This window comes from Actinoplanes sp. NBRC 103695 (assembly GCF_030269485.1).
In the GTDB taxonomy this organism is placed as follows: Bacteria; Actinomycetota; Actinomycetes; order Mycobacteriales; family Micromonosporaceae; genus Actinoplanes.
The window spans coordinates 435,410-462,173 of the sequence record NZ_BSTL01000005.1; the positions used below are offsets into that span (position 1 = coordinate 435,410).

Annotated in this window: 26 protein-coding genes and 1 pseudogene; 11 read left to right on the top strand and 16 right to left on the bottom strand. The window is 70.8% G+C overall.

Translation table 11 applies throughout. The annotated features are described in order from the left end of the window. From QSK31_RS10930 to QSK31_RS10960, 7 genes are all read right to left on the bottom strand, one after another. Complete coding sequence (locus tag QSK31_RS10930) at positions 1-1,125, bottom strand: ABC transporter substrate-binding protein (RefSeq protein ID WP_285683262.1); 1,125 nt, start codon at positions 1,123-1,125, stop codon at positions 1-3. Next, positions 1,118-1,870, bottom strand: coding sequence for an ABC transporter permease (locus QSK31_RS10935; RefSeq protein ID WP_285683264.1), 753 nt, complete (start codon positions 1,868-1,870; stop codon positions 1,118-1,120). The genes QSK31_RS10930 and QSK31_RS10935 overlap by 8 nt, the downstream gene beginning before the upstream one ends. Continuing rightward, positions 1,867-2,625 carry an ABC transporter ATP-binding protein gene (locus QSK31_RS10940; RefSeq protein WP_285683266.1) on the bottom strand — a complete coding sequence of 253 codons (759 nt, stop codon included), beginning with the start codon at positions 2,623-2,625 and terminating at the stop codon, positions 1,867-1,869. Before QSK31_RS10940 ends, QSK31_RS10935 begins: the two co-directional genes overlap by 4 nt. After that, positions 2,622-3,464: an ABC transporter permease gene (locus QSK31_RS10945; RefSeq protein ID WP_285683267.1), complete on the bottom strand. Its 843-nt coding sequence runs from the start codon at positions 3,462-3,464 to the stop codon at positions 2,622-2,624. Before QSK31_RS10945 ends, QSK31_RS10940 begins: the two co-directional genes overlap by 4 nt. Further along, a complete protein-coding gene (locus QSK31_RS10950; protein ID WP_285683268.1) occupies positions 3,461-4,444 on the bottom strand; it encodes a TIGR03842 family LLM class F420-dependent oxidoreductase in 984 nt (327 codons plus the stop codon). Before QSK31_RS10950 ends, QSK31_RS10945 begins: the two co-directional genes overlap by 4 nt. A gap of 12 nt (positions 4,445-4,456) precedes the next feature. Then, the gene (gene hydA, locus QSK31_RS10955) at positions 4,457-5,857 is read right to left on the bottom strand and encodes a dihydropyrimidinase (protein WP_285683269.1); all 1,401 of its coding nucleotides are present in this window, start codon (positions 5,855-5,857) and stop codon (positions 4,457-4,459) included. Between the two features lie 85 nt (positions 5,858-5,942). Then, positions 5,943-6,782, bottom strand: a complete 840-nt coding sequence (locus QSK31_RS10960; RefSeq protein WP_285683271.1) for a nitrilase-related carbon-nitrogen hydrolase — start codon at positions 6,780-6,782, stop codon at positions 5,943-5,945. A 152-nt stretch (positions 6,783-6,934) separates the two neighbouring features. Here QSK31_RS10960 and QSK31_RS10965 point away from each other — a divergent pair, with 152 nt between their 5' ends. The 3 genes from QSK31_RS10965 to QSK31_RS10975 are packed head-to-tail and all read left to right on the top strand — an operon-like array spanning position 6,935 to position 9,756. Beyond that, positions 6,935-8,242: an aminotransferase-like domain-containing protein gene (locus QSK31_RS10965; RefSeq protein WP_352244399.1), complete on the top strand. Its 1,308-nt coding sequence runs from the start codon at positions 6,935-6,937 to the stop codon at positions 8,240-8,242. Continuing rightward, a complete protein-coding gene (locus QSK31_RS10970; RefSeq protein WP_285683272.1) occupies positions 8,239-9,540 on the top strand; it encodes an aspartate aminotransferase family protein in 1,302 nt (433 codons plus the stop codon). The genes QSK31_RS10965 and QSK31_RS10970 overlap by 4 nt, the downstream gene beginning before the upstream one ends. Before the next feature lie 48 nt (positions 9,541-9,588). Then, positions 9,589-9,756 (top strand): hypothetical protein, encoded by a 168-nt coding sequence (locus tag QSK31_RS10975; RefSeq protein ID WP_285683273.1) that lies wholly within the window; start codon positions 9,589-9,591, stop codon positions 9,754-9,756. Between the two features lie 68 nt (positions 9,757-9,824). Here the strand turns inward: QSK31_RS10975 and QSK31_RS10980 are convergent, their stop codons facing one another. Further along, on the bottom strand, positions 9,825-12,650 hold the full coding sequence (locus QSK31_RS10980) for an AfsR/SARP family transcriptional regulator (RefSeq protein WP_285683275.1): 2,826 nt from the start codon (positions 12,648-12,650) through the stop codon (positions 9,825-9,827). 213 nt (positions 12,651-12,863) lie between these two features. Between QSK31_RS10980 and QSK31_RS10985 the strand changes: the two genes are divergently transcribed. Further along, positions 12,864-14,066, top strand: coding sequence for a hypothetical protein (locus QSK31_RS10985; protein ID WP_285683276.1), 1,203 nt, complete (start codon positions 12,864-12,866; stop codon positions 14,064-14,066). Then, on the top strand, positions 14,063-14,377 hold the full coding sequence (locus QSK31_RS10990; RefSeq protein WP_285683277.1) for a hypothetical protein: 315 nt from the start codon (positions 14,063-14,065) through the stop codon (positions 14,375-14,377). Before QSK31_RS10985 ends, QSK31_RS10990 begins: the two co-directional genes overlap by 4 nt. Here the strand turns inward: QSK31_RS10990 and QSK31_RS10995 are convergent. The 4 genes from QSK31_RS10995 to QSK31_RS11010 all read right to left on the bottom strand — a co-directional run bounded on the left by QSK31_RS10995 (position 14,303) and on the right by QSK31_RS11010 (position 19,231). Continuing rightward, entirely contained in the window at positions 14,303-16,348 is a 2,046-nt protein-coding gene (locus QSK31_RS10995; protein ID WP_285683278.1) for an AAA family ATPase, read from the bottom strand. The genes QSK31_RS10990 and QSK31_RS10995 overlap by 75 nt on opposite strands. A 151-nt stretch (positions 16,349-16,499) precedes the next feature. Further along, complete coding sequence (locus QSK31_RS11000) at positions 16,500-16,847, bottom strand: DUF6204 family protein (protein ID WP_285683279.1); 348 nt, start codon at positions 16,845-16,847, stop codon at positions 16,500-16,502. Between the two features lie 54 nt (positions 16,848-16,901). Beyond that, the gene (locus tag QSK31_RS11005; protein WP_285683281.1) at positions 16,902-18,278 is read right to left on the bottom strand and encodes a glucose-6-phosphate dehydrogenase; all 1,377 of its coding nucleotides are present in this window, start codon (positions 18,276-18,278) and stop codon (positions 16,902-16,904) included. Then, positions 18,275-19,231 carry a GlxA family transcriptional regulator gene (locus tag QSK31_RS11010; protein WP_285683283.1) on the bottom strand — a complete coding sequence of 319 codons (957 nt, stop codon included), beginning with the start codon at positions 19,229-19,231 and terminating at the stop codon, positions 18,275-18,277. The genes QSK31_RS11005 and QSK31_RS11010 overlap by 4 nt, the downstream gene beginning before the upstream one ends. A gap of 126 nt (positions 19,232-19,357) precedes the next feature. Here QSK31_RS11010 and QSK31_RS11015 point away from each other — a divergent pair, with 126 nt between their 5' ends. The 3 genes from QSK31_RS11015 to QSK31_RS11025 all read left to right on the top strand — a co-directional run bounded on the left by QSK31_RS11015 (position 19,358) and on the right by QSK31_RS11025 (position 20,888). Further along, the gene (locus QSK31_RS11015) at positions 19,358-19,489 is read left to right on the top strand and encodes a hypothetical protein (RefSeq protein WP_285683285.1); all 132 of its coding nucleotides are present in this window, start codon (positions 19,358-19,360) and stop codon (positions 19,487-19,489) included. Positions 19,490-19,630: 141 nt separating this feature from the next. Next, on the top strand, positions 19,631-20,260 hold the full coding sequence (locus tag QSK31_RS11020; RefSeq protein ID WP_285683287.1) for an ATP-dependent Clp protease proteolytic subunit: 630 nt from the start codon (positions 19,631-19,633) through the stop codon (positions 20,258-20,260). A 325-nt stretch (positions 20,261-20,585) separates the two neighbouring features. After that, complete coding sequence (locus tag QSK31_RS11025; protein ID WP_285683290.1) at positions 20,586-20,888, top strand: hypothetical protein; 303 nt, start codon at positions 20,586-20,588, stop codon at positions 20,886-20,888. Positions 20,889-21,079: 191 nt separating this feature from the next. Here the strand turns inward: QSK31_RS11025 and QSK31_RS11030 are convergent, their stop codons facing one another. The 4 genes from QSK31_RS11030 to QSK31_RS11045 form a co-directional block, all read right to left on the bottom strand. Next, the gene (locus QSK31_RS11030) at positions 21,080-21,685 is read right to left on the bottom strand and encodes an MSMEG_1061 family FMN-dependent PPOX-type flavoprotein (RefSeq protein ID WP_285683292.1); all 606 of its coding nucleotides are present in this window, start codon (positions 21,683-21,685) and stop codon (positions 21,080-21,082) included. A 5-nt stretch (positions 21,686-21,690) separates the two neighbouring features. Next, positions 21,691-22,296: a TetR/AcrR family transcriptional regulator C-terminal domain-containing protein gene (locus tag QSK31_RS11035; RefSeq protein ID WP_285683293.1), complete on the bottom strand. Its 606-nt coding sequence runs from the start codon at positions 22,294-22,296 to the stop codon at positions 21,691-21,693. Between the two features lie 50 nt (positions 22,297-22,346). Beyond that, positions 22,347-23,006, bottom strand: a complete 660-nt coding sequence (locus tag QSK31_RS11040; RefSeq protein ID WP_285683295.1) for a GNAT family N-acetyltransferase — start codon at positions 23,004-23,006, stop codon at positions 22,347-22,349. Positions 23,007-23,128: 122 nt separating this feature from the next. Further along, positions 23,129-25,000 (bottom strand): propionyl-CoA synthetase, encoded by a 1,872-nt coding sequence (locus tag QSK31_RS11045; protein ID WP_285683335.1) that lies wholly within the window; start codon positions 24,998-25,000, stop codon positions 23,129-23,131. A 34-nt stretch (positions 25,001-25,034) separates the two neighbouring features. Here QSK31_RS11045 and QSK31_RS11050 point away from each other — a divergent pair, with 34 nt between their 5' ends. The 3 genes and pseudogenes from QSK31_RS11050 to QSK31_RS11060 form a co-directional block, all read left to right on the top strand. Beyond that, entirely contained in the window at positions 25,035-25,592 is a 558-nt protein-coding gene (locus QSK31_RS11050; RefSeq protein ID WP_285683297.1) for a GNAT family N-acetyltransferase, read from the top strand. Positions 25,593-25,734: 142 nt separating this feature from the next. After that, positions 25,735-26,043, top strand: a complete 309-nt coding sequence (locus tag QSK31_RS49195; protein ID WP_502872928.1) for a hypothetical protein — start codon at positions 25,735-25,737, stop codon at positions 26,041-26,043. A gap of 106 nt (positions 26,044-26,149) precedes the next feature. Continuing rightward, a pseudogene (locus QSK31_RS11060) lies at positions 26,150-26,764 on the top strand (hypothetical protein); the annotation flags it as partial.

Genomic DNA, 26,764 nt, shown 5'->3' on the forward strand with positions numbered 1-26,764 from the left:
TCAGGCGCCGCCGGCGGTGAGGGTCACCGTCTGGGGCTGGTAGGTCGCGCCGTTGACGTCGACGCCGGTGGACTTCGCCTGGTCGATTGCCTGCTTGATGTAGTCGTTGGTGTAGGCCAGGCCTGCGGGCTGCTTCGTCAGGACCGTGTCGCCGGTCTGGTTCTTGGTGGTCGCGGACAGGTCCACCGTCTGCTTCCAGGCTGCCTCGTCGATCGTGCCGATGCCCGCGGTGGCCGGCCAGATCAGCTTGTTGACCTCGTTCATCTGCCAGAGCTGGTGGCTCTTGCCGAGCTTGGAACCCTTGGCCACCACCAGGTCGCGGCACTTCTCCGCGTTGTCGCGGCAGAACGCCCAGCCCTTGATCGTGGCGGTCAGGAACTTCACGGTCTGCTGCTGGTACGCGGGGTCGTTGAGCTTGTCCGTGTTGGCCCACACCGCGTCCTGCAGCATCGAGCTTCCGGCCGTCTTCCAGTCGATGATCTGGAAGTCGCCGGCCGTGTAGAGCTTGCCGGTGGCGGGGTTGGTGGCCTCCAGCAGCTGGGCGTACTCGTTGTAGCTCATCGCCTGGGCGGCGTCGATCTCCTTCTTGAGCAGCGCCTGCATGTCGAACTGCTGCTGGACCAGGGTGACGTCCTTGCCGGGGTCGAGACCGGCCTTCGTCATGCCGGCGAAGAGTTCGAACTCGTTGCCGAAGCCCCAGTTGCCGATCTTCTTGCCCTTGAAGTCGGCGGCCGACGTGATGCCGCTGTCCTTCCACGCCACCTGGTAGGTGCCGCTGCGGGCGAAGATCTGGCCGACGTCGGTGATGTTGGCGCCCTGCTCGCGGGAGGCCAGCGCCTTCGGCACCCAGGCGACCGCGTAGTCGGCCTTGCCCTGGGCGAGCACGGTCTGCGGCACGATGTCCACGCCGCCCTCGAGCAGCTCGACGTCGAGGCCCTGTTCTTTGTAGAAGCCCTGGTCGACGGCGGCGATGTAGCCGGCGAACTGGGCTTGGTAGAACCACTGGAGCTGCAGCTTGACCGGGGCGAGGGCCCCGCCGGAAGCGGTGGTCGTGGCCGGGGTGTCCGCCGTGCCGCAGGCGGCGAGGACCAGAAGGGAGGCAAGGAAGAGGCGGGATTTACGCATGTGATCTCCAGGGCGTCGCAAGGCGTTCGACGAGCAGCGTGGTGAGGTAGAAGACGAGTCCGAGAAGGCAGGCGCCGACCACGAAGGCCCAGGCACGGGGGTACGCGGTGAACGACGCGGCGGAGGTGATCCGTGCGCCGAGCCCGTCCTGCAGTCCGCCGAAGTACTCGGCGACGACCGCGGCGATGACGGCCAGCGACGACGCCTGTCGCAGGCCGGTGAAGACGAAGGGCAGCGCGCCGGGCAGGCGCACCTTGCGGGCGAACGTCCAGCCGCTCGCCGCGTAACTTTCCATCAGCTCCCGGTGTACGGGCTGGACCTCGCGCAGCCCGCGCAGCGTGTTCACGAAGACCGGGAAGAACACGATGACGGCGGCCACGACACGTCGCGGCAGGCTGCTGGTGGACTCGAACATGTTGTTGAGGATCGGGGCGAGCGCGATGATCGGCAGCGCGTTCAGCACCGCGGCGAACGGCACGCTGGCCTCGCTCAACGCCTGGGAGCGGCTGGTCAGCATGGCCGCGAGCACGCCGAGGACCGAGCCGGCGGCCAACCCGATCAGGGCGTTCAGACCGCTGGCCAGGGCGGCGTCCCAGATGTTGCCGCGCTGGGCGAGCAACTCGCGCCAGATGGCACTGGGTGCGGGCAGGATGAACGGCGCGACCCGGCCGAGGGTGACGGTCAGCTCCCACGCGACCAGAGCGAGCAGGCCGAAGACCAGCGGGGGAAGGATGCGCCGGATCATCCGCGGAGCGCCTTCCGCACCGAGGTGATCGTGTCGAAGTAGCCCGCCGACTGACGCACTGTCTCGTCACGGCCGGGGAGAGACACGTCGATGGTCGCGGTGATGCGGCCGGGCCGCGGCGACATCACGACGACCTTGTGCGAGAGGAACACCGCCTCGGAGATGGAGTGGGTCACGAAGACCACGGCCGCGCCAGTCTGCGCGCAGATCGACAGCAGCTCGGCCTGCAGGCGTTCCCGGGTCATCTCGTCCAGCGCCCCGAACGGCTCGTCCATCAGCAGCAGCGGCGGCGACACCGCGAGGGCGCGGGCGATCGCCACCCGCTGCTGCATGCCGCCGGACAGCTGCGCCGGATAGTGCCCGGCGAAGTCACCCAGCCCGACCAGCTCCAGCATCTCCCTCGCGCGGTCGCGCCGCGCGGCGCGGGACATCCCGCGAAGTTCCAGCGGCAGCTCGACGTTGCGCAGCACGGTCCGCCACTCGAACAGGCCGGCCTGCTGGAACGCGATGCCGTACTCCTGCTTGCGCCTCGCGGACGTGGCCGTGTCCCCCGCCACCGAGATCGACCCCGACGTGGGCGGGGTCAGGTCGGCGATCAGGCGCAGCAGCGTGCTCTTGCCGCACCCGGACGGCCCGATCAGCGAGACGAACTCGCCGCCGGCGACCATGAGGTCCACATCGGACAGCGCGGTCACCTCGTCCGGGCGGCCGGCGTTGAACACCTTGGTCACGCCGGCAACCTCGACAGCGGTCACAGCGTCGCCACCTCCACCCGTCGGCGGTGCCGCATGAGCGGCAGTTCCAGCAGACTGACCAGGCCGGCGACCACCAGTCCGAGGACGGCGGCGCCGAGCATGGCCGTGTACACCTTCGCGGGGTCCGAGGTGGCCTCCCGCGCGTACTCGATGACGAGGCGGCCGATTCCGCCGCGCGTACCCGTGGAGATCTCCCCGACCACCGCGCCCACGACGGCGGCCGCACCGGCCAGGCGCAGTGCGGGGAACAGATAGGGCAGCGACGCCGGCAGGCGGAGTTTGACCAGGGTCCGCCACCAGCCGGCGGCGTAGCTGCGCATCAGCTCGACGCCCGCCGTGCCCGGCGACTGCAGGCCACGCAGCATGCCCACCGCGACCGGGAAGAACGCCAGGTAGGCGGCGATCACCGAGACCGACATCCAGGCCGGCCAGATCGTGCCACCCCAGCCCGCGATGAGAGGCGCGAGCGCGACGAGGGGCACGGTCTGCGAGAGGATGACGTACGGGAGAAGCCCGCGCTCCACGATCACGAACCGCTGCATGGCGACGGCCAGCAGCAGCCCGACGACCGTGCCGGCGACGAACCCGGCGGCCGTGATGCCGAGCGTGAACAGGCACGCCCGCAGCACCACGGTCCACACCGGACTGCCGCCGGCCAGCTCCGGCTGCCCGAGCCGGGACAGCACGGTCCACACGTGCGGCATCGACAGGTCGTCGGCGCGGGGCAGCACCCGCGTGCCGAAGAGCACCGTCCCGTCGGGGTTGCCGACCAGCTTGTAGCCCTCCCAGAGCAGCAGGAAAGCGAGCAGCCCGCCGATCGCGAAGAGGGCCCTCCTCACTGCATCGCCGGAATCACGGACGAACCGTAGGCGGCCAGGGTCGCGTCCTTGTCGTCGTGCTGCAGGTACACCGCGAACTGGTCGACGCCCAGATCACGCAGCTCGGTCAGCCGCTCGAGATGGTCGGCGACCGGGCCGAGGACGCAGAACCGGTCGACCACCTCGTCCGGCACGAACGTGGTGTGCGAGTTGCCGGCCCGGCCGTGCTCGGAGTAGTCGTACCCCTCGCGGGCCTTGATGTAGTCGGTCAGCGCCTTGGGCACCGCGCCGTTCCCGCCGTACCGGGCGACGATGTCGGCCACGTGGTTGCCGACCATGCCGCCGAACCACCGGGTCTGATCGCGCTGGTGTTCCAGATCGTCGCCCACGTAGGCGGGCGCGGCCACGCAGAACCTGATGGCCGACGGGTCGCGTCCGGCCTCCGACGCCGCCTTGCGCACCGCGCTGATCATCCACTCGGCGATGTCCGGGTCGGCGAGCTGCAGGATGTAGCCGTCGGCGACCTCTCCGGTCAACTTCAAGGCCTTGGGTCCGTACGCGGCGACCCAGACGTCGAGCCGGCTGTCCGGCGCCCAGGCCAGGCTGAGCCCGCCGGCCGTCCCGCCGTTGGCCAGAGCCTTGATGACCTCGACCGACTCCCGCAGCTGGGCCAGGGTCTGCGGCGGCCTGCCGATCACCCGCAACGCCGAGTCGCCCCGGCCGATGCCGCAGACGGTCCGGTTGCCGTACATCTCGTTGAGGGTCGCGAACTGGGACGCGATCACGGTCCAGTCCCGGGTGCCCGGGTTGGTCACCATCGGGCCGACGATCACCCGCTCGGTCGCCGCGAGGATCGCCGAGTAGATGACGAACGGCTCCTGCCACAGCACATGCGAGTCGAACGTCCACACGTGACTGAAGCCGAGCGCCTCGGCCTGCTTCGCGTACTCGACGACCCGCATCGCGGGCGGGTCGTTCTGGAGCACCACACCGATATCCATGCGCACCGCCTCTCAGACCAGGTAGTCGGACAGCCCGCGTTTGACGTACTTCCCGCGCCCGGCCCGGCCGGTGTAGGTGCCGCCACGGCTGATGACCTCGCCGCGGGACAACACGGTGTCCACGCCGCCGTCGATCTCCCAGCCCTCCCAGGCCGAGTGGTCCAGGTTCATGTGGTGCGTCTCCACGCTGATCCGGGTACGCGCGTTCGGGTCGTACACCACGATGTCGGCGTCCGAGCCGGGGGCGATCACGCCCTTGCGCGGGTAGAGGCCGAACATCCGGGCCGGCGTCGTGGCGTTGACCTCGACCCAGCGGGCCAGCGACAGCTTGCCGTCGACCACGCCCTGGTAGAGCAGGTCGACGCGATGTTCGACGCTGCCGATCCCGTTCGGGATCTTGGAGAAGTCGCCGACGCCCAGTTCCTTCTGGTCCTTCATGCAGAACGGGCAGTGGTCGGTCGAGACCACCGACAGATCATTGGTACGCAGGCCCTGCCACAGGTCCGCCCGGTGGCTCTCGTGCTTGCTGCGCAGCGGCGTCGAGCAGACCCACTTGGCGCCCTCGAAACCGGGCGCGCCGAGCTGGTCCTCCAGGGTCAGGTAGAGGTACTGCGGGCAGGTCTCGGCGAACACGTTGCGGCCCAGGTCCCGCGCGTTCTTGACCTGCTCCAGCGCCTTCGAGGCCGACAGGTGCACGATGTAGAGCGGGCAGTCGGCGGCCACACTGGCCAGCCAGATCGCCCGGCTGGTCGCCTCGGCCTCCAGTTCCTGCGGCCGGGTGACGCCGTGGAAGATCGGGTCCGTCTCGCCGCGCTCGAGAGCCTGCTTGACCAGCACGTCGATGGCCGGGCCGTTCTCCGCGTGCATCATGATCAGGGCGCCGTTGGAGCGGGCCTTCTGCATGGCGCGCAGGATCTGCCCGTCGTCGGAGTAGAAGACGCCCGGGTACGCCATGAACAGCTTGAAGCTCGTGATGCCCTCGTCGTTGACCAGTTGGTCCATGGCCTTGAGCGCGTCGTCGTCCACGCCGCCGAGGATCTGGTGGAACGCGTAGTCGATGTGGCAGTTGCCGTTCGCCTTGGCGTGCCAGGCGGCCAGCGAGTCCTGGACCACCTCGCCGTAGCGCTGCACCGAGAAGTCGACGATCGTGGTGGTGCCGCCGATCGCCGCCGCCTTGGTGCCGGTGTCGAAGGTGTCGCTGGCCTCGGTGCCGCCGAACGGCAGCTGCATGTGGGTGTGCGCGTCGATGCCGCCGGGGATCACGTACTTGCCGGTGGCGTCGACGACCTCCGGGCCGTCGGGCGCCCGGCCCGGCGCGAAGAGCGCGGCGATGGTCTCGCCGTCGACGAGCACGTCCGCCGCGTACGGACCGGTCGGGCCGACCACGGTGCCGCCCTTGATCAGGGTGCTCACGACAGAGCCTCCTCAGCCATGCTCTCGTGGCCCTCGCTGTCACGAAGGTGGGCTGCTCGCGGTGCGCGAAGCTCGGTGCGCTCGATCATGGCGCGACCAGCCCCTCGTAGCTGTCCGGGCGCCGGTCCCGGTAGAACTGCCAGCGGTCCCGGACCGTGTTCAGCAGGCCCAGGTCCAGGTCGCGGACGATCAGCTCGGGGTGGTGGGTGTCGCCGACCGCGCCGACGAACTTGCCCTCCGGGTCAACGAAGTACGACTGGCCGTAGAAGTCGTTGTCGCCCAGCTCCTCGACGCCGGTGCGGTTGATCGCGCCGATGAAGTACTCGTTGGCGACCGCGCTGGCCGGCTGCTCCAGCTGCCACAGGTAGCTGGACAGGCCGCGGCTGGTGGCGGACGGGTTGAAGACCATCTGGGCGCCGTTCAGGCCGAGCGCCCGCCAGCCCTCGGGGAAGTGCCGGTCGTAGCAGATGTAGACGCCGACCCGGCCGACCGCGGTGTCGAACACCGGGTAGCCGAGGTTGCCGGGCCGGAAGTAGAACTTCTCCCAGAAGCCTTTGACCTGCGGGATGTGGTTCTTGCGGTACTTGCCGAGGTAGCTGCCGTCGGCGTCGACCACGGCCGCGGTGTTGTAGAGGACACCGGGCTGCTCCTGCTCGTACATCGGCAGGATCATCACCATGCCGAGCTCGGCGGCGAGCGCCTGGAAGCGTTCGGTCGTGGGGCCGGGGATCGACTCGGCGTACTCGTAGTAGGCGGCGTCCTGGACCTGGCAGAAGTAGGGGCCGTAGAACAACTCCTGGAAGCAGATCACCTTCGCGCCCTGCGCGGCGGCGTCCCGCGCGTAGTCCTCGTGCGCCTTGATCATCGACTCCTTGTCGCCCGTCCAGTTGGTCTGGACGAGGGCGGCGCGGATGACGTCGGTCATGAGCCGGGCCCCTCTCTTCTCCCTGTGGCGTGGGTCACCAAGACAGTGTGATCGTCCCGCCACCGCATGTCATCGCTCCTGGGAGCTTGACATCCGAGGTGGTAGAACGTTACGACACAGATGACGGCGGACAATTGCCTGATTGTTACGCAATGTTTCGGAGACGTAATTTGCTCGCCTTGATCGCCCGGTCCGTCGAGGATCGAAGCTCCCGTGGGATCGCCGCGGCCGTGAGCCGGCTCGTCACCGCCGGTGACCTGCCCAGTGGCACCCGGCTGCCGACCGTGCGGGACGTCGCGCGCGAGCTCCGGGTCAGCCCGACGACCGTCTCCGAGGCGTGGCAGAGCCTGTTACGGGCCGGGGCCATCCAGACACGCGGGCGGTCCGGGACGTTCGTGGCGGCGCTCGACCGGCCGCGACTGCGCTACACCCAACTGGGCGGGCCGTCGCTGGCGCGGGACCTGTCGTCCGGCGTACCCGATCATGATCTTCTGCCTGATCTGACCGATGCCCTCCAGCGCATCGGGGACGGGCGGCTGACCAGCAGCTACCTGGACGCCCCGGTGCTGCCGGCGCTGGAGGACGTGCTGCGGGAGCGCTGGCCGTTCCCGCCGGAGGCCGTGACCGTGGTGGACGGCGCCCTGGACGCGCTGGACCGGATCATCGGTGCGGTCGTGCGGTTCGGTGACCGCGTGGTCGTGGAGAACCCGACGTTCCCGCCGCTGCTCGACCTGCTGGACGCCGTCGGTGCCACCGTGATCGAGCTATCGCCGGGCGCATTCGACGCCGACCCGGTCGCGGTGTTTCTCCAGCCCCGGGCGCAGAATCCGACCGGGGCGTCGATGTCGGCCGAGCGTGCCGCCGAGCTCGCCGCGCTGCTGGCGAAGCACCCCGACGTGATCGTCGTGGAGGACGACCATGCCGGAGACATCGCGACGGCGGCGCCGGTCAGCATCGGCTCGGACCGCACCGTACACATCGCGGGTTTCTCCAAAAGTCACGGACCTGACCTGCGGCTGGCGGCCATCGGCGGACCTGCCCGGCTGATCGAGGCGGTGACGTCACGGCGGTTGCTCGGCCCTGGTTGGTCGTCACGGTTGCTCCAGGGCGTACTCCTCGATCTGCTCACCTCGCCCACGTCGATCGCGCAGGTCGCGGCAGCCAGGTCCGAATACGCCCGCCGGCGTTCCGCGCTGCTCGCCTGCCTGGCCGAGCACGGCGTCGAGGCCACCGCCGAGGACGGCATCAACCTGTGGCTGACCGTCCACAACCAGCAGCACGCCCTGGTCACACTGGCCGCGCACGGCATCAGCGTCGCGCCCGGCGGTCCCTTCATGGTCACGCCGTCCGCCATCGACCACGTGCGGGTGACCGCCGGTCTGGTGGCCGACGGCTTCGACGAACTCGCCAGCATCCTGGCTTCGGCCGCCCACCGTACCGAAAACCGGAGGTTTCGATGACCGACGACCTGCTCGCCCGGCACCACGCGGTGCTGCCGGCCTGGATGCCGATCTACTACGGCGACGAGGCGATCGAGATCGTCTCCGGCGCCGGGCGGCACGTCACCGACGCGTCCGGACGCACCTACCTGGACTTCTTCGGCGGCGTGCTGACCAACATGATCGGGTACGACGTGCCGGAGATCCGCGACGCGGTGGAGCGGCAACTGCGGACCGGGGTGGTGCACACGTCCACGCTGTACCTGATCCGGCAGCAGGTCGAACTGGCCGAGAAGATCGCCCGGGTCTCCGGCATCCCCGACGCCCGGGTCTTCTTCACCAACTCGGGCACCGAGGCCAACGAGGCCGCCCTGCTGATGGCCACGAACATCCGCAGGTCCAACCAGATCCTGGCGATCAAGAACAGCTACCACGGCCGCAGCTTCGGGACCATGGCGGTCACCGGGCACCGCAGCTGGTCGGCCAGCTCGCTGAACCCGGTGCAGGTGTCCTGGCTGCCGTCCGGCGACCGGATCCGCGGGCGGATGGCCGGCCTCGCCGACGGCGACCAGCTCGACGTGGCCGTCGAGGAACTGCGCGAAACCCTGGCCACGGTCACCGCGGGCGACGTGGCGGCCCTGATCGCCGAGCCGATCCAGGGCGTCGGCGGATTCGTGCACGCGCCGGACGGCATGCTGGGCGCGTACAAGAAGGTCCTGGACGAGACCGGCATCCTGCTCATCGCCGACGAGGTGCAGACCGGCTGGGGCCGCACCGGCGAACACTTCTGGGGCTACCAGGCGCACGGCGTCGTGCCCGACCTGATCACCTTCGCGAAGGGCATCGGCAACGGGTTCGCCCTGGGCGGCGTGGTCGGCCGCGCCGAGGTGATCAACGCGGTGCCGGCGATCAGCTTCTCCACCTTCGGCGGCAACCCGGTCTCGGCGGCGGCGGGCAACGCGGTCCTCGACTACGTCCTCTCGCACGACCTGCAGGGCAACGCGCAGCGGGCGGGGACGATCCTGCTCGACGGCCTGCGCGCAGTCGCCGGATCTTCCCCGATCGTCGCCGAGGTGCGCGGCCGCGGCCTGATGCTGGCGGTCGAGTTCGTCCGCCCCGGCACCACCGAGCCGGACGCCGCGGCAACCGTGCGGGTCTTCGAGGAGTGCCGGAAGAACGGGCTCCTGGTCGGCAAGGGCGGCCTCTACAACAACGTGCTGCGGATGGGGCCGCCGCTGACACTGACCGAGGACGAGGCCCGCACCGGGCTGGCCGCCCTCACCGAGGCGATCCGGACGGTCACCGCCGAGTCGCTCTAATTGATGAGGTTAACTAACTAAAAGTAGACATATATTAGTAAGGCGGTCATGATCTTCTTCGACGTCCGTACCGAGGACGTTTTCTCCACCATGAAAGAGGATCTGTCGCCGATGGTGAAGTTCGTAGGCATCGTTGCCTGTATGTCTTATTCGATGGTAATGACCTTTGCGTCCGGACCGGCTTCCGCCATCGCCCATCTCCTTCAACTCGCGTAGGAGACGATACTAGTCGCTCGACAACTTGTCTGCTGCGTCACCCGGACGGATGGCGCAGCAGGCGCATCTCAGGGGACCGACCCCAGTCTGGCCCTCAGTGTTTGCGCGTCGGGGCCGGACAGCTCGGCGGCCGTCCGGATTGCTCCCGCGCGGATTCGTGTGGCGGCACTGATCGTGCCCGTGGCAGCCAGGGCGTCGGCGAGGACGGCGAGCGAGCGGACTCTGCGGAAGGAGTCGTCCAGTGCGGCGCAGGCCGCCACCGCGGCGCGCGCGTGGGCGACGGCCGACCCGGAACCGGCGGCACGCTCGATGTCCGCCCGGGTGATCAGGGCGTCGCAGCGGCCGGCGGTGTCCTGGGCGCGATCATGGCGGGCCAATGCCATCGCACAGTGCCGCGCCGCCGCGGCCAGGTCACCCGCATCCAGGTGGAACTCGCTCAACCGTTGGTGGGTCAGGCCCTGTTCGCGGATCGCGTTCCCGCTCTCCTGAATGGCTAGCGCGTCGGCGTATGCCTCCAGCGCGCGCTCTGGCTGTTTTTCCACCCGGTACGCGTCCCCCAGCCGGAGCAGCGTCGCCGCTTCACCGTAGGAGTTGCCCAGTTTTCGCGCGGCCTCCCGGACCTGTTCGAGCGTCTCGATCGCCCGGGCTGTGTCACCGAGGTGGAGGAATGCCACCCCGATGTTGTGTGCGCAGATGTTCTCGGCGGTCAGGTTCCCCGCCGCGGCGGCGAGGTCACGGGCCTTGACCAGCTCGGTGATGGCCCGCCCGTACTGGTGTGTGGCGCTGTACGCGTGGCCGAGGTTGTTGAGGTTGGCGATCTCCCCGAAGCGGTGTCCATCCAGTCGTGCGGAGGCGGCCGCGATCCGGTTGAGGTGGATCAGGTCGTCATACCGTCCGGTGTGCGAGAAGGTCTCGTGGATCGCCGCCGGGAGCTGCCAGGCAAGCCGATGCAGCCCGTGCCGCGCGGCCTCCAGGGTGGCCGCGCCGAGGTTTGCCCGCTCGTTCTCGCACCAAGCCCGGGCCGCCGCCTCGGAGTCGAACTCCAAAGTGCCCGGTGGAGCGTCCGGCAGATCGGGCACGGGCGGGAGCTGCGGTGCGAGCACCGCTGCCGCGTTCGCCGCGGAGCACAGGAACCAGGTCGTCACGGCCAGCCTGCGATCGGCGATCTCCTCGGGCTTCTCCTCGGCGTCGCAGCGTGATTGGGCATACGTCCGCAAAAGATCGTGCATCTGGTAGCGCCGCGCGGTGTCGTGCTCCACGAGATTCACCCGGGCCAACAGGTCGAGGACCCCTTCGGCCTCACGCAGGCCCGCGCCGGCCACCGCCGCGGCGGCGGGCAGGCTGATCCGGGCGCCTGGGTGCAGCGCAAGCCGCCGGAACATGGTCGCGGCGGCGCGATCGAGGTCGCGGTACGACCAGGAGAAGATGGCGTCGAGGCTGTCCTGCCCGCCGTGTTCCCAGAGCAACCGGTCGCGGAGTTCGTCGGCCAGGTCGGCGATTCGGGCCCGGGGCCGTTCCGAGACTCGTACGCCGATGATGCGTACCGCCAGGGGCAGGCCGCCGGCCAGGCCGGCCAGCCGATCGACGGCCGCGGGCTCGCTCGCCGCTCGTGCCTCCCCGATCGTCCGTGCCAGCAGCGTCCGGGCTTCGGCGTCGGCCAGCCGATCGCTGACCAGATGGTGCACCCCGTCCCGGATGGCGAGCCCGCTGAGCCGGTCCCGGCTGGTGATGATGACCAGGGAGCCACCCGTGGCCGGGATCAGCGGGCGGGCCTGCTCGGCGGAGGCGACGTTGTCCAGGACGACCAGAACCCGGCGCCCGTCCAGCAGGTCGTTGAACCGGTGTCGCCGCTCGTCCAGGCCCTCGGGAATCCGATCCGGCGGCACGCCGAACGCATGCAGGAAACGCGCCAGCGCCTCCTTCGGGTCGACCGGCGCGCCCGGTCCGAACGCGCCGGCCGGCAGGAAGAGCTGTCCGTCCGGGAACTTCCCGAGGTTTCGGCGTGCCCAGTGGACGGCCAGCGTCGTCTTGCCGATGCCGGGCATCCCGGTGATCACCACGATGTCGGGCCGGCCGAGTATCCGCTCGGCGAACCGGTCGAGTTGGGCGAGCGGGGCTTCCCTGCCGACGAAGCCGGATACAGCGGCGGGCAACTGGTGCGGCCGGCCCGTCGCGGCCCCTGGACGACCGGCGAGGATCCGGTCGATATCGATGTGCGGATCGGCCCGCATCTCGCGCCGGTACTTCTTCCGGAAGGTGGCGAGGTGCCGGCGCGCGTCGTCCTCCCGGCCGGCGGCACACAGCGCGCCGATCCACAGCCGGGCCAACGTCACGTCCAGCGGATGCTCGCGCAACAGCTCCGGCAGGTCCGCCAGCACCGCGTCGTACCGGCCGAGCCGGAGCCGGCCGTCGGCGAGCAGCCGGCGCGCGTCCACCTGTTCGTCACCCAGCTCCCGGCGCAGTTGCTCGGCTGAGGCGCCGCGCAGCTCCAGCACCGCGTCGCCGCGCCAGAGACCGGCGGCCAGTTCCAGATCGGACACCGCTGTACCGGGCCGATCCCCGTCCAGCGCGGCGCGGGCGCGTTCCACGAGCATCCGGAATCGGTGGAGGTCCACCATCAGCGGATCGACGTCCAACCGGTACGCGTTGCCCTCCTTGATCAGCGTGGCCGGCACCCCGTGCCGGCCAAGAACCGCCCGTAACCTGCTGACCAGCGAATAGATGACCTGCCGGGGATCATCCGGTCCGCCGTCCGGCCACAGGTGCTCGACCAGGCTGTCCACCCTGACCGGTCGGCCGGCGTGTACCAGGAGCAGAGCGAGCAGACCACGCTGCTTCGCCGCGCCGAGCGAGATCGGCCGCTCTCCGTCCCGCAACTCTGTCGGACCCAGCACGCCGAACCACACGAGACCCCCCTGTGTAGCCGTTCCGCTACTCAGTGTGTTGGCAGGAGCTCCCTGATCGCCAATCGGCTCCTTGCGAACTGCGCGAGATCTGACATGCGCTTGCCAGTGACCGTGCAAGCCCGCTGCAAGCTCGCCGACCAGTCCGCCGTCCGGTCGTCTTCGGACTCTGGGCACGACCAGGCCGGAGGAGAGGGCGGAAGCATGGAACAGGGATGGATGACGGTGCCGATCGGCATCGACGCGGATCGGTGGGTCACCCGGGCCGGCTGCCGGACGGTGCTGGTGGTCGCGCACACCGTGGTGAGCTGTCAGAGATTGCTCGACGTGATCGATCTGGTGGAATCCGACCCGCGGGTGCAGGTCGTGTTCACGATCGCGCCGGACGTCTTCAACCCGGGTGTCGAGGACTACCTGCGCGGGCTCGGGGCACTGCTCCTGCCATGGGCGCAGGCCACCCGCGAGCGGTTCGACCTCGCCCTGGCCGCGGCCTACGACGGGCTCGCCGAGATCCACGGCCCACTTGTCCTGATGGCGCACGGTGCCGGGCACGGTAAGACCGCTCGGCCACCCGACCGCGGTGGCCCGATCGCCGAACCACCGGAGGTCTTCGGACTGGAGGCTCGGCGGCTGCTCCGAGGCGGCCGGGTGCTCCCGGCCGCCCTGGTGCTGGCTCACGAGTTCGAACGGGACATCCTGCGCCGGCAGTGTCCGGCGGCGCTGCCCGTAGCCCTGGTGACCGGCGACGTCTGTTTCGACCGGCTGGTCCGGAGCCTGACCGAGCGCGCCGGGTACCGCCGCGCCATGCGGATCGGCGACGACCAGCGGCTGGTCGTGGTCAGCTCCACGTGGGGGTGCGACGGGATCTTCGGCGCGCGGCGGGACCTGCTGCCCCGGCTGCTGGACGGCCTGCCGCGCGACCGGTTCCAGGTCGCGGCGCTGCTCCACCCGGCCGTCTGGGCACACGGGCACCGTCAGGTGCGGGCGTGGACCGCCGACTGCCGCGCGGCCGGACTCATCCTGCCCGAACCGGCCGAGGACTGGCGGGCGGTGGTGGCCGCGGCCGACCACGTGATCGGCGACCACGGTTCGGTCACCGCGTACGCGGCCGCGGCGGGCGTGCCGACGATGCGCCTGGAGGGCCGATGGTCCGACCGGTGCGCGCCTGGCACCGCGCAGGAACTGGTCGGCCGGCAGGCGGCCCGGCTGCGGGTGGGGGAGGCTCTGGAGCCACAACTGCTCGACGCGCCCACACTCGACGCCGAGGTCGTCACCGCGCGGCTCACGTCGTACCCGGGAATGGCCGGCGAACGCCTGCGCCGCCACCTCTATCGGCTGCTCGATCTGCCGCAGCCCGGCCGCCATCGGCGCATCGCCCCGGTGCCGGCGCCGGGATCAGCGCCGTGAGCGCCGCGCCCGAGCCTTTCGTCGTACGCCGCGATCCGTCCGTGCCGGACCGGTTGATCCGGCTGGCCGACGTGCTGATCACCGCGCCGGACGAACGGCCCCGGTCCGAGCAGATCGCCGCGCTGTTCGACGCCTACCCTGGCCTGACCCTGATCCTCGTGGTGGGCGCCGGCCGTTACCTTGTGGTCGGTGCCCGCGACGGAACGGCCGCCACGCTCCGCCTCGGCTCGTCGGGCTCAGTCCGGCGGGCCGCCGCCTGCGCCTACCGCGTCTGGATCGGACAGTTCGGCACGCAGGACCCGCGCCCGTGACGAGCCCAGATCGTCGTAGAGCACCAGCGCGCGCGTCCGGTGTCGCCGGGCACGCGCCGGGTCGCCGCGCAGGTCGGCGGCGCGCGCGAGTACCTCGAGCGCCTGAGCCTGCTCGAACCGCGAGCCCAGCCGCCGCATCCCGGCGACCGCGCCGGTGGCTGTCGCCGCGGCGGCGTCGAGGTCGCCCAGCGCCAGATAGGCGCCGGCCAGAGCGATCTCGGTCCGCTCCCGGTTGTAAGGGTCGGCCGACCCCGGTCCCCGGAAGATCTCCCGTGCCTCCAGCAGCCGGGCGACCGCCTCGCCCGGCGCCCCGGTGCGGCACAGGAGGGCGCCCAACCGGATGAGCGTCACCCCGGCGCGTCGCGACTCGCCGGCCGTCCGGTTCGCGGCGACGATCCGGGCGTACATCTCGATGGCCGCACCCTCCCGGCCGGTGTCCCGATAGACCGAGGCGATCCGCTCCTCGGCGTCCAGGAGGCCGACCGGATCGTCGACCTGCCGATAGCGTTCGAGCGCCCGGCGCAGTTCGGCCTCGGCCTCGGCGGGCCGGCCGGCCTCGGCGTGCGCGATGCCCAGACGCTTGCGCGACTCGGCCTCGGCCCACACGTTTTTCCACCGCCGGGCGGCCGCCACACCGCGCTCCTCGATGCCGATCCGGTCGCGATAATGCTTCTCCAGCAGCAGCAGCGGCCAGAGAACGTCGCTGAGGTGCCAGGCCAGCTCGTACCGACCGCGCTCCAGGGCCTTCGCACCCGCCGCGATCAGGGCGGGCCGCTCGTCGCCGAGCCAGCGCAGCGCGGCCTCCCGGCCGGGGAACGAGGGCAGCGAGGGCGGGACGGCGGCGAACGGGTAGGGGTAAGGACGCCGCCGGTACGGCGTGAGCACCTGGTCGGCGCCGGCGGCCGCCGCCAGGTACCACTCCAGACCGGCCCGATGCACCCGGTCCCGCTCACCCGGCGGGTCGTCGGCGTCGAACCGCTGCCGGGCATGGAGAACAAGCAGATCGTGCTGCGTGAACCGGCCGGCGGCCACCTCCTCCAGCAGATTCGCCTGGATCAGCAGGTCGACCACGGCCTCACCGTCCCCAGCCGCATCGGTCAGCGCGGCGATCGTGCCCGAGCCGTACTCGCGGGCCGGCAGGGCCGAGAGCCGCCGATAGACCGCCTGCGCCGGCGCGCCGAGCCCTTGATAGGACAGATCCAGCGAGCCGGCCACCGAAACCCCTTCGGCGTCGTGCAGTACGCGCAGCCGGTCGCCCTCCTCCGCCAATTCGACGGCCGCCCGGGAGAGCGGCATCTTCGGGCGGGCGGCGAGCCGGGCGGCCACCACCGCCAGTGCGATGGGCAGACCGCCGCAGATGTGCGCCAGATCGACCGCGTCGGCGCGCTGCGGCCGGACGCGTTCCGGCCCGAGGGTCTGTTCGAGAAGTGCGACCGCATGGTCCACCGTCCACGGCCGCAGTTCCACGACGACGCCGCCGTCCGCGACCAGGCCGGCCAGCCGCTGTCGGCTCGTGACCAGCACCAGAGCCGGTCCCGCACCGGGGAGCAGAGTGCGCACCTGGCCCACACTGAACGCGTTGTCCAGCACGATCATCACCGGCCGCCCGGCGGTCAGGGACCGGTAGCAGGCGCTCTGTTCACCGATCGAGGCGGGAACCTGGTCGGCGGGCATGCCGAGGGCGCGCAGCAGGCGGCCCAGGGCTTCGCCCGGGTCGAGGGCGGTGGACGTGCTGAAGCCCTGCAGATCTACGTAGAGCTGCCCGGCCGGGAAGCGCGGGATGAGGTCGTGCGCCAGGCGCCGGACGAGGGCGGTCTTCCCGACGCCGCCGGGTCCGGTAAGGACGGCGAGCCGTGCGGCCCCCTCCCCGGCCGGCTCCGCCAGCTCGATGAGCTCGGCCAACTCGGCGTCACGGCCGACGAAGACCCGGGGTGGCGGGGGCAGTTGGCGCGGCGGAACGGACTCGTGCACGTCAAGGCCCCCCAAGGCACGCCTGAACGTCAGGTTAGGCACGCGCCCTTCCGCGGAGCCACGGAGAATCTTGCACCGCAAGATGCGACAAAACTCGCGCCGGTTGTCTGGTGACCAGTCTGGTCGGGAGACAATCGCGGCCGAAGCCTGATCAGGATGTGCGGCGGCGGCCGCGGGCGCCCAGCGGCACCTGCGACATGTCGACCGTCTGGACCTTGAGGTCCTGGTATCCGTAGCCGTGCTCGTCCAGCCACGTGATCGTGTCGAGCTCGGCCTGCGTCGCCGCCGTCGGGATGTCCTTCTCGCCGGCGACCTCGGCCGCGTAGCGGAACGTGAAGAACGGGCGCGCCGCTATGTCGTACGCGAGGAAGCCCTCGCGGGTGTAGACCGTGTGACCGAAGTCGTGGTCGGACTGCTCGGCCAGCAGGGTGGCGCGCTGGGCGTCGGTCAGGCCGGTGAAGGCTCCGCGGACGGTCACGCGGATCGTTCGGGTGGTCATGGCGCCGACGCTAGCCGCGCCGTGCGGCCAGGCGCAGTGAATTATCGCGCCGGATCACTGGCCGAGGAGCCAGCCATGCGGTGCGGCCAGCTTGCGGGCCCGCGCCGGGCCCCACGATTCTTGCGGGTACGTGGCCAGCCGCGGCCTGTTCTCCAGCAGGGGAGTGACCACTTTCCACGCCGCGGCGAGGCCGTCGGGGCGGGTGAACAGGGAGCGGTCGCCGCTCAGCACGTCGTGGATCAGGCGGGAGTACGCGGGCAGAGGATCGGCGCCGGGCAGGTCGCCGAGCGGCAGGGACACCGACGCCGGTTCCAGGTCGAGGGCCACGCCGGGCCTCTTGGCCAGCAGGGACGTGTCGATCTCGCCGTCGCCGGAGAGGGAGAAGCTGAGCACGTTGCCTCGTGGGGGCAGATCGCGGAACGGGCCGTCCGGCGTACGCAAGATCAGGCTGACCCTCTGCGCGCTCCGCGCGAGCCGCTTTCCGGTGCGCAACAGGAACGGCACGCCGCGCCATCTCGGGTTGTCGATCCACAGCCGGGCCGCGACGTAGGTGTCGGTGCGGGACCGCTTGGCGATGCCGTCGGTGTCGCGGTAGCCCTCGAACTGGCCGAGCACCACCTCGGCGGGGTCGAGCGGGCGGAAGGAACGGATCACCTTCTCGCGGGCGCTCTGCAGGTCGGTGGCGGCCAACGACGCCGGCGGCTCCATGGCGACCTCGGCGGCCACCTGGAACAGGTGCGTGACCAGCATGTCCAGCGTGGCGCCGGTGGCGTCGTAGAAGCCGGCCCGGTCGGCCACGTCCAGCGTCTCGGGCACGTCGATCTGCACGCTCTCGATGTGGTGGCGGTCCCACATCGCGCCGATCATCTCGTTGGCGAACCGCATTACGTGCAGCGCCTGCGTGGCCTCCTTACCGAGGAAGTGGTCGATCCGGTAGACCTGATCCTCGTCGAGCACCCGGTGCACCAGCCGGTCCAGCTTGCGGAACTCGGCGGGCGAGGTGCCGAACGGCTTCTCGTAGACGACGCGGGCGCCCTCGGCCAGTCCGTGCTCACCGAGCGCGCGGGTGATCTCCGGGAAGGCGACCGGCGGGATGGCCAGGTAATGCACCACATCCGCATCCTTGCCGACCTCGCGCCGTGCCTCGGCGATGACGTCGAGGAGGCTCCCGGGATCGTCGGAGTTGAAGCCGCCGCCGGCGAACCGCAGCCGGCTGAGGAAGCCGCGTGACGGCTTACCTTCGAGCACCTCGTGCACGGTGCGCTGGAACTCGTCGTGGGCGACGTCGCCGCGCCCGTTCCCGACGAGCATCCACCTGTCGGGCAGCAGCCCTTCCTCGGCGAGCGTGTGGAAGGCCGGCAGGACCATCCGTTTCGCCAGGTCGCCGGTAGCGCCGAACAGCACGAAAACGGTGGGTCGCAGACTCGTCATGCGGACATCGTTCCCCGGAAGGTTCCCCGGTACGCCTGCGGGGTCGTGTGCATCCGCTGTGCGAAGTGGTGCCGGAGGGTGGCCGCGCTGCCGAAGCCCGCCCGCCCGGCGACGCTGTCCACGCCCAGGTCGGAGTCCTCGAGGAGGCGCCGGGCGAACAGCAGCCGCTGGCCGGTCAGCCAGTCGTGCGGTGTGGCGCCGGTCTCGGAGCGGAACTTGCGGGCGAACGTACGCGGAGCCATGTGGGCCAGTTCCGCCATCGTCTCCACGGTGTGCGCCTCGTGCAGGGTGGCCAGCACCTGGGTCAGCACCGGCTGCAGCGTCTCGCAGGAGATCGGCATGACCGGCGACTCGATGAACTGGGCCTGCCCGCCGTCGCGGTGCGGCGGCATCACCATCCGCCGGGCGATCATGGTGGCCACCGCGGAACCCTGCTCCTCGCGGATCAGGTGCAGGCCGGCATCCACGCTCGCGGCGGTGCCGGCGCTGGTCAGGATGTTGCCGTCGGCGACGTAGAGGACGTCGGGGTCGACCTTGGCCTCCGGGAAGCGCTGGGCGAGGCGGTCGGTGTGCAGCCAGTGGGTGGTGCAGCGGCGGCCGTCGAGCAGGCCGGCCGCGCCGAGGACGAAGGCGCCCGTGCACACGCTCATCACCCACGCGCCGCGGGCGTGGGCGCGGCGCAGAGCGTCGAGGACCTCGGCGGGCGGCTCACGGTCGGTGTCGTTCGGCACGACCACGACGAGGTCGGCGTCGTCGGCCGGCGCGAGGTCGTGGTCGGGGACGATCGAAAACCCCGCATGCGTACGGACGGGAGCGCCGCCGGGGGTGCACAGCGCGTATTCGTACCCGGGCAGGCCCTCGGCTGTCCGGTCGTAACCGAACAGCTCACAGAGCACGCCGAGCTCGAACACGGCCACCTCGTCGAGCGCGATCACGGCCACCTTGCGCAACATGCGGCCAGCCTAACCGGTGCTGGCAGCATTTTGTAGATGTATGGCATCCCTGCCACTGTCTGGCCGCACGGAAGAGGCGGAGACTGGTCTCATCACCAAGAAAACGCCAGCTCAGGAGTGGTTACCATGGCTTTCGGCCTGCTTCTCTTCCTCGTCCTCATCGCCCTCGCCTCGCGCCTCGGATACGTCGCCGACAGCCGCGACAGCGCCGACTGGAAGCCGTCACTCGACGGCATGCGCGTCGGCCGCTGGCACTAGGTCCTCTCTCGTGGACCCCGCCTCGCACTGGGGTGATCCACGAGACAGGACCTACGGGTCCGTCCCGGCTCTCCGCTGTGGGCGAACACGCTCAGGGCGAACAGGCGGGCCAAAACCGGCCCGCCTGCCTAGTGTCGGAGCATGAACCCGCAGAGTCGTTATGTGGTGCCGTCGTTCACCGAGCGGACCTCGTACGGGACGGCGTCCAAGGACCCGTACACCAAGATGTTCGAGGACCGGATCATCTTCCTCGGCGTGCAGGTGGACGACACCTCCGCCAACGACGTGATGGCGCAGCTGCTCACGTTGGAAGGCACCGACCCGGACCGTGACATCACGATCTACATCAACTCCCCCGGCGGCTCGTACACGGCGATGACCGCGATCTACGACACCATGCAGTACGTCCGCCCCGACATCACCACCGTGTGCCTCGGCCAGGCGGCGTCCGCGGCGGCGATCCTGCTGGCCGGCGGCACCCCCGGCAAGCGGCTCGCCCTGCCCCACTCGCGCGTGATGATCCACCAGCCGGCCCGCGGCGGCACCCAGGGCCAGGGCACCGACCTGGAGATCCAGGCCAGGGAGATCATGCGGATGCGCCAGCAGATGGAGCAACTGCTGTCCGAGCGCACCGGCCGCCCGCTCGAGCAGGTCGTCCGCGACATCGACCGCGACAAGATCATGACAGCCGAGGAGGCCAAGGAGTACGGCATCGTCGACGTGGTCCTGCCGAGCCGGAAGAAGAGCCTGATGGCCGCTGCCGCGGGCTGATGCCGGCGTCTGCCGGAACGAGGGAGATCGGTCCCTCGTCCTAAGGAGACGCACGTGTCCCGCCCGTCCCGGCGTTCTCTCCTCCTCGCCCGGCGGCGCAGCCATGCTGGGCGGCGGCCTCGTGGCCGCCGCCCCGGCTGCCACACTCGCGAGTGTTCCCGGAGTTGTTCGGGTGGTTGTGCTTCGCCCCGCCTGACCTGCCCTCGGCGGCGGTCGCCAAGACCCCCGGGCGGCGCGTGTCCGGTTCGCGGTGATCTGTATCTGACGGGCGGTGGCGTCCTCCTTCCCGGTACGAAACGACGCGCTGGGGTGAGGAGCACGGCACATGACTGTTCAGCAGATGGTTCGGGACGCCATGGAGGGGGCGGCGGGCGAGTCGGTGGAAGTGAAGGCGGCGGTGGGTGCGGCGGCTGCGGCTCAGAGCATCCCGACGCCGGCCGGCGCGGACGCGGGGACATTGTGGAAGATCCTGGTGGTGGCGCTGTCCGCGATCCTGGTGATCGCGCTGGCCGGGATCATCTGGACGGTGGGGGACGGCAAGGAGAGCACCAGCCCGGACGTGATCGTGACGGTGTTCTCGTCGGCGCTGTCCGGAATGCTGGGCCTGTTCGTGCGGTCGCCCTCCTGAGCGTGGGCCGCTCGTGCGGTCGCCCTCCCGAGCCGGGGCTGTTCGTGCGGTCGCCCTCATGAGTTTGGGACGCATCTCCGGGAGCGGCCAGGGGCAACCCTGATGGAACTCGGTCACCGTTCGGCGCGAGGCTTCGGGGCATGACCCGATTCCCCGCGTACGCCTTGGCTGCGATGGGCCTGGGTTGGGGGTTAGTAAGTGTTGCGGGAGCCGCGGTCCATGAAAGCGTCGAGCATTTTGACCGGGACCTTTACGCCGGACTGGCTGCGGGCCAGTTTGCCTGCTGTGGGGACGTCCGTGCGGTCGGGCCAGGTTTCTGTGTTCCAGAGGGATGAGCGTACGAAGGCTCGGCTGCAGTGCAGGAACAGTTCCTCGACGTGGACCTCTACGGCCAGGTGGGGCGTCACGTTCTGGACGGCCATCCGGGGAAGGTAGGGGGCCTCGGCGACGATGCGGGCGCGGCCGTTGACGCGGACCGTGTCGCCGGAGCCGGGCACCAGGAACAGCAGGCCGATGTGCGGGTTGCGCAGGAGGTTCTCGAGGCTGTCCAGGCGGCGGTTGCCCTTGCGGTCGGCGAACGCCAAGGTGTGGTCGTCGAGCACCAGGACGCTGCCGGCCGGGTCGCCGCGGGGGGAGACGTCGACGGTGCCGTCGTCGGAGGCGGTCGCCACCAGGAAGAACGGGCTCAGTTCGAGGAAGCGGCGGGTCTCGGCGTCGATGTGGTCGATGCCCTTGTCGGCGATCAGGCGCAGGGGCGTCTTCACGTACTCGCGGAGCTCGGCGGTCGTGCCGATCACCCGGGTCACCGCCGTGCCTCGGCGATGCGCAGGCGGACGCCGTCGAGGAACAGCTCCAGACCGTACGCGAAACGCTCCTCGGGGTCGGCCTTGATCACGTTGCCCATCACCTGGTGCATCTCGGTGTCCTCCAGAGTGCGTTCCTCCCAGTCGCCGGCGGCGCGCTGGGCCTGCTCCTCGATCGTGTGGCCGAGGGCGTAGTAGCCGACCGCGAAGAGCACCCAGGCGGCCCGGTCGAGCGGGAACCCGGCGTCGGTGAGGATGCGCATGATCTGGTCGCCGCCGCGCACCGTGTTCGGTTCCTGCACCCAGGTGCCGGCGACCACGCGGGCACCGTCGCGGTGTTTCAGCAGGGCGCGGCGGTAGCGGTGACCGATCTCCATGAGCTGCTCGTCCCACCGGCCGGGGGCGAGCGGGGTCGCGGTGATCTCGCCGACGATCCGGTCGGCCATGGCGCCGAGCAGCGCCTCCTTGTTGGTGAAGTGCCAGTAGATGCCGCCGGCCTGCACACCGAGCCGCGCGCCGAGTTTGCGCATGGTCAGCCCGTCGAGACCGTCGGCGTCGAGCAGGGCCAGGGCCCCGGTCACGACGTCCGCACGCTTCAGCTGCATGCGTGGCAGTCTCGCAGCAGACTTGAACGATGTTCAATCCTGAACAGTGTTCAAGTGGCGAGGGTCACGCTCAGCTGGGCACCCATCTCGGTGAAGCCGAGCGCTCGCGCCACCCGCCGGGAGGGCTCCGGACGTGCCCGCCACTGCGGCAGCAGCCCGGCCTCCAACGCGTCGGCCGTCGCGGCGGCAGCGACCTGTTTCGCCAGTCCGCGGCCTCGATGAGACGGCGCGGTCAGCACGCTGAGGTGCGCGACGTCGCCGGGCCAGCGCCGGTAGCCCGCAGCGGCGACCACCCGCCCTCCGGACCGGATCACCGAGGCCGCCGACGTGATCTCGTCCAGCCCGGCCTCACCCGCGTCGTCCTCGGAGACGGAAGCGACCAGGTCGGCGACGTCACCGCGGACAATTCCCACAGGCGGGGGAGAAGAGAGGCGCGAGCAGTACGCCAGGGTCGCCGGACCGAGCACCGCCTCGATCGGCAGCCGCGACCGCAACGCCTCGGGCGAGGTCCAGTCCTCGACCGGCAGCCCGGCCAGCCCGCCGCGCATCAGCTCGGCCGCCCGGGCGGAGGGCGCCGTCACGATGGCCGCGTCCCCGATCACCACCACGCCGGCCCAGCCCGGCGGGCACAGCAGGGACTGCGGCGACACCACCACCGGATCCCCGAACGACACCGGCACACCCGCGAGCCCCGCCCAGACTTCCCGCACTCTTCTCAGCATGGGCGATGAGTTTTCAGCATGGGCGATGAGTTCCGTCCGCTCGCCGGGTTACAGGGGTATGACCGACAACGAGAACGAGATCAGGGACCTGGTCGTCCGCTGGGCGGCTGTCACTCCCGGTTTCCGCGGAGTAACGGCCGCAGCGCGTCGAGCACGGCCGGGTCCTCGATGGTGGACGGCGCCGGCTCGTCGCGGCCGTCGGCGATGCCGCGCATGGTGCCGCGGAGGATCTTGCCGGAGCGGGTCTTCGGCAGGCCGGCCACGATGTCGATGCGCCGCAGCGCCGCCACCGCGCCGATCTGCTCGCGGACCAGCGCGACCAGGTCGGCCGGGTCGGCGCCGGCCCCGGCTTTCAGCACGACCAGCCCGCGCGGCACCTGGCCCTTGAGCGGGTCGTGCACGCCGAACACCGCGCACTCGGCGACGGCCGGATGCGACGCCAGCACCTCCTCCATCGCGCCGGTGGAGAGGCGGTGCCCGGCCACGTTGATGACGTCGTCGGTGCGGCCCATCACGTACAGGTAGCCGTCGGCGTCGAAGCGGCCGCCGTCGCCGGTCAGGTAGTTGCCGGGGAACGCCGACAGGTACGACGCGACGTAGCGGTCGTCGTCGCCCCACAGCGTCGGCAGGCAGCCGGGCGGCAACGGCAGGCCGAGCACGATCGCGCCGTCGTCGCCCGGCGGCACGTCGTCACCGGCGCCGTCGACCACGCGGACGCGGAAACCCGGCACCGGGAACGACGGCGAGCCGGCCCGGGTCGGCAGCTCCTCGAGACCGCGCGGGCTGGCGGCGATGGGCCAGCCGGTCTCGGTCTGCCACCAGTTGTCGATCACGGGGACGCCGAGCTTGGCGCCGGCCCACGAGTACGTCTCCGGGTCCAGGCGCTCGCCGGCCAGGAAGAGGCGTTTCAGCGTGCTCAGGTCGTACCCGTCGAGCAGTTTGCTTTCGGGGTCTTCCCTCTTGACGGCGCGGATGGCGGTGGGCGCGGTGAACATGACGGTGACGCCGTGCTGCGCGACGACCCGCCAGAACGCGCCCGCGTCCGGCGTCCCGACCGGTTTGCCCTCGTAGAGCACGGTGGTGGCGCCGGTGAGCAGCGGGGCGTAGACGATGTACGAGTGGCCGACCACCCAGCCGACGTCGGACGCCGCCCAGAAGACGTCGCCCGGGCCGGCCGCGAACACCGCCTCCATCGAGTAGCGCAGCGCCACCGCGTGCCCGCCGTTGTCCCGGACGACGCCCTTCGGCTTGCCGGTCGTACCCGAGGTGTAGAGCAGGTAGAGCGGGTCGGTCGCGTTCACGGCGACGCAATCCGCAGGCTCTGTGTTACTTAGAGCGTCATCCCAGCTCACGTCGATCGGACCGAGGTCGAAGGGGTGCTGCGGGCGCTGCTGGATGATGCGTTTTGAAGGCCGATGGGTGGCCAGGGAGAGCGCCGCGTCGAGCATCGGCTGGTAGGGCACCACGCGTGTCGGCTCGATCCCGCACGAGCTCGCCACGATCACCGCCGGCTTGGCGTCGTCGATCCGGGCGGCCAGCTCCCGCGCCCCGAAGCCGCCGAACACCACCGAGTGCACCGCGCCGATCCGCGCGCAGGCCAGCATCGCGACGACCGCCTCGGGCACCATCGCCATGTAGATCACGACCCGGTCGCCCCGCCGCACCCCCTGGTTCCGCAGCGCGCCCGCAAAGATCGCGACTTCGTCGCGCAGTTCCCGATAGGTGTACGACCTGAGCACGCCGGTCACCGGGCTGTCGTGGATCAGCGCCGCCTGCTCGCCCAGCCCACCGTCGACGTGCCGGTCGAGCGCGTTGTGGCAGGTGTTCAGCACCCCGTCCGGGAACCACCGGTAGAGCGGCGCCGCGCTGTCGTCGAGGACCCGCCCCGGCTTCCGGATCCAGTCGACGGCCGCGGCGGCCTCCCGCCAGAAGCCCTCCGGATCTCGCATGCTCCGTTCGTACGCCTGCCGGTAGTCGCCCATCAGCTCATCTTGCGCGCCGTTCACAATCGACGCCATGCGCTTCACGATCCGTCCGGCCACCCGCGGCGACCTGCCCGCCCTGCTTCCCCTGATCGAGGCGGCGACGTCCGAGCTCCTGCGCCCGTTCCTCACCACGGCGCAGGTCGAGTCCAGCCGCGCGATCATGGGCCTGGACACCCAGCTGATCGACGACGGCACCTACTACACGGTTCTCGGCGGCACCGACCTGGCCGGCTGCGGAGGCTGGAGCCGCCGGGCGACCCTGTACGGCGGCGACCACTCCTCGGGCCGCGACGCGGCGCTGCTCGACCCGGCGGCCGACCCGGCCCGCATCCGGGCGATGTACACCCACCCGTCCTTCGCCCGCCGAGGTGTCGGCCGCCTGATCCTCGCCCACTGCGAGAGCGCGGCCGCGGCCGAGGGCTTCACCACCGCGAGCCTGGTGGCGACGCTGGCGGGGCGTCCGCTCTACGAGGCGGCCGGCTACCAGCCCGTCGAGCACCTGACCGACGACTCCGGCGGCGCGCCGGTCCCGCTGGTCCGCATGCGCAAGACGCTCACCGGAGCCGGGCCGGGCCCCGGGCGAGGCTGAGCCTGGTCAGGCCCCAGGCGATCAGGCCGGCGACGGCGCCCGTGATCAGGCCGGTGAAGAGGCTGGACGCGGTGGCGAAGGCGCGAGGACCAGCTCGGGGGCACGGCTCGCAAACTCTGGTTGACGAACGTGCCCCGCCGCGGTGATCTCGGCGCGGCAGGGTGGCACGCAGCAGCCGGACGCGTTCGCCTACGGCTGGGCTGGCGCGCTGGGCGCGCTGATGCTCGCCCGGCGCACCCACCCGCGCGCGGTCCTGCTGGTCACCGCGTTCGGGCTGTTCGCCTACTACGCGGCCGGCTACCCGGCGGTCGGCCGGGCACACCATCTCCTCAGCCCCGCCACAGCCCGCACCTACGTCAGCCGGCTGATCACCAAGCTGAACGTCCGCGACCGCACCCAGCTCGCCGTCATCGCCCACCGAGCCGGGCTGACCGGCCGCTCTGCCCTTTGAGGCAACCCGCGCTGCCCAGCCGGTTGCCTCCGGCGCCGGTCAACTCCGGCAACCCGCACCCGACACTGGGAATCCGGTGGGCCGGCGGATGCGGGGGTGGCGACGGGTGAGGTCCTCGGCCGACGACCAGACGACCGAGCAGGCGGCCGCACGCCGCGACCGACCGGCGGCGCCGGCCGAGCATGCCGAGGGGGCGCCGTCTCCCCGGCGGCCGATCAATCCCCGCGTGGCGCAACGCCTTCAGTCCGCGGTGGGCAACCGTGCGGTCTCCGCGATGCTGGCTCAGCGCCGCACCACCGCTCCCGCGACACCTGTCGGCGCCTCCGCTCCGGCGACGCCTGCCGCCATCTCCGCTCCGGCGACGGCCGTCGACACCTCTGCCTTGGCGGCGCCGGCCGGCGAGCAGTCCGCCGACCTCGTGCGCGGGACGGACACGGCGAGAACGAACGTTCTTTCCTCCGCTGGGGACGCCGCGCCGGCGACGCCGGTCCAGCGTTTCTCGCGTCCTCCCGCGGCGTCGACGCCCAAGTTCAACACTCTCAAGTCAGATGTAGCCGGTAAGCAGAGGACTCTCGCCGCGCATCCGCCGCCCGCGTCGAAGGCCAGCGCCGCGCAGGCCGCCGCGAAGCCGCCGGCCGATGATAAGCAGGCGCAGGGTAAGGCGGCGAATGCGGAGAAGATGAATGCCGCTCAGCCGGGTGCGTTTGATAAGGCCGCGTTC

Coding starts and splice junctions, on each gene's coding strand:
- QSK31_RS11045 (WP_285683335.1), bottom strand. CDS start 25,000: ATGGGCGACTACCGGCAGGCGTACGAACGGAGCATGCGAGATCCGGAG.
- QSK31_RS11050 (WP_285683297.1), top strand. CDS start 25,035: ATGCGCTTCACGATCCGTCCGGCCACCCGCGGCGACCTGCCCGCCCTG.
- QSK31_RS11025 (WP_285683290.1), top strand. CDS start 20,586: ATGACTGTTCAGCAGATGGTTCGGGACGCCATGGAGGGGGCGGCGGGC.
- QSK31_RS11010 (WP_285683283.1), bottom strand. CDS start 19,231: ATGTTGCGCAAGGTGGCCGTGATCGCGCTCGACGAGGTGGCCGTGTTC.
- QSK31_RS10935 (WP_285683264.1), bottom strand. CDS start 1,870: ATGATCCGGCGCATCCTTCCCCCGCTGGTCTTCGGCCTGCTCGCTCTG.
- QSK31_RS11000 (WP_285683279.1), bottom strand. CDS start 16,847: ATGACCACCCGAACGATCCGCGTGACCGTCCGCGGAGCCTTCACCGGC.
- QSK31_RS10975 (WP_285683273.1), top strand. CDS start 9,589: ATGATCTTCTTCGACGTCCGTACCGAGGACGTTTTCTCCACCATGAAA.
- QSK31_RS10965 (WP_352244399.1), top strand. CDS start 6,935: ATGTTTCGGAGACGTAATTTGCTCGCCTTGATCGCCCGGTCCGTCGAG.
- QSK31_RS11015 (WP_285683285.1), top strand. CDS start 19,358: ATGGCTTTCGGCCTGCTTCTCTTCCTCGTCCTCATCGCCCTCGCCTCG.
- QSK31_RS11005 (WP_285683281.1), bottom strand. CDS start 18,278: ATGACGAGTCTGCGACCCACCGTTTTCGTGCTGTTCGGCGCTACCGGC.
- QSK31_RS10985 (WP_285683276.1), top strand. CDS start 12,864: ATGGAACAGGGATGGATGACGGTGCCGATCGGCATCGACGCGGATCGG.
- QSK31_RS11035 (WP_285683293.1), bottom strand. CDS start 22,296: ATGCAGCTGAAGCGTGCGGACGTCGTGACCGGGGCCCTGGCCCTGCTC.
- QSK31_RS10970 (WP_285683272.1), top strand. CDS start 8,239: ATGACCGACGACCTGCTCGCCCGGCACCACGCGGTGCTGCCGGCCTGG.
- QSK31_RS10930 (WP_285683262.1), bottom strand. CDS start 1,125: ATGCGTAAATCCCGCCTCTTCCTTGCCTCCCTTCTGGTCCTCGCCGCC.
- QSK31_RS10960 (WP_285683271.1), bottom strand. CDS start 6,782: ATGACCGACGTCATCCGCGCCGCCCTCGTCCAGACCAACTGGACGGGC.
- QSK31_RS10950 (WP_285683268.1), bottom strand. CDS start 4,444: ATGGATATCGGTGTGGTGCTCCAGAACGACCCGCCCGCGATGCGGGTC.
- QSK31_RS11020 (WP_285683287.1), top strand. CDS start 19,631: ATGAACCCGCAGAGTCGTTATGTGGTGCCGTCGTTCACCGAGCGGACC.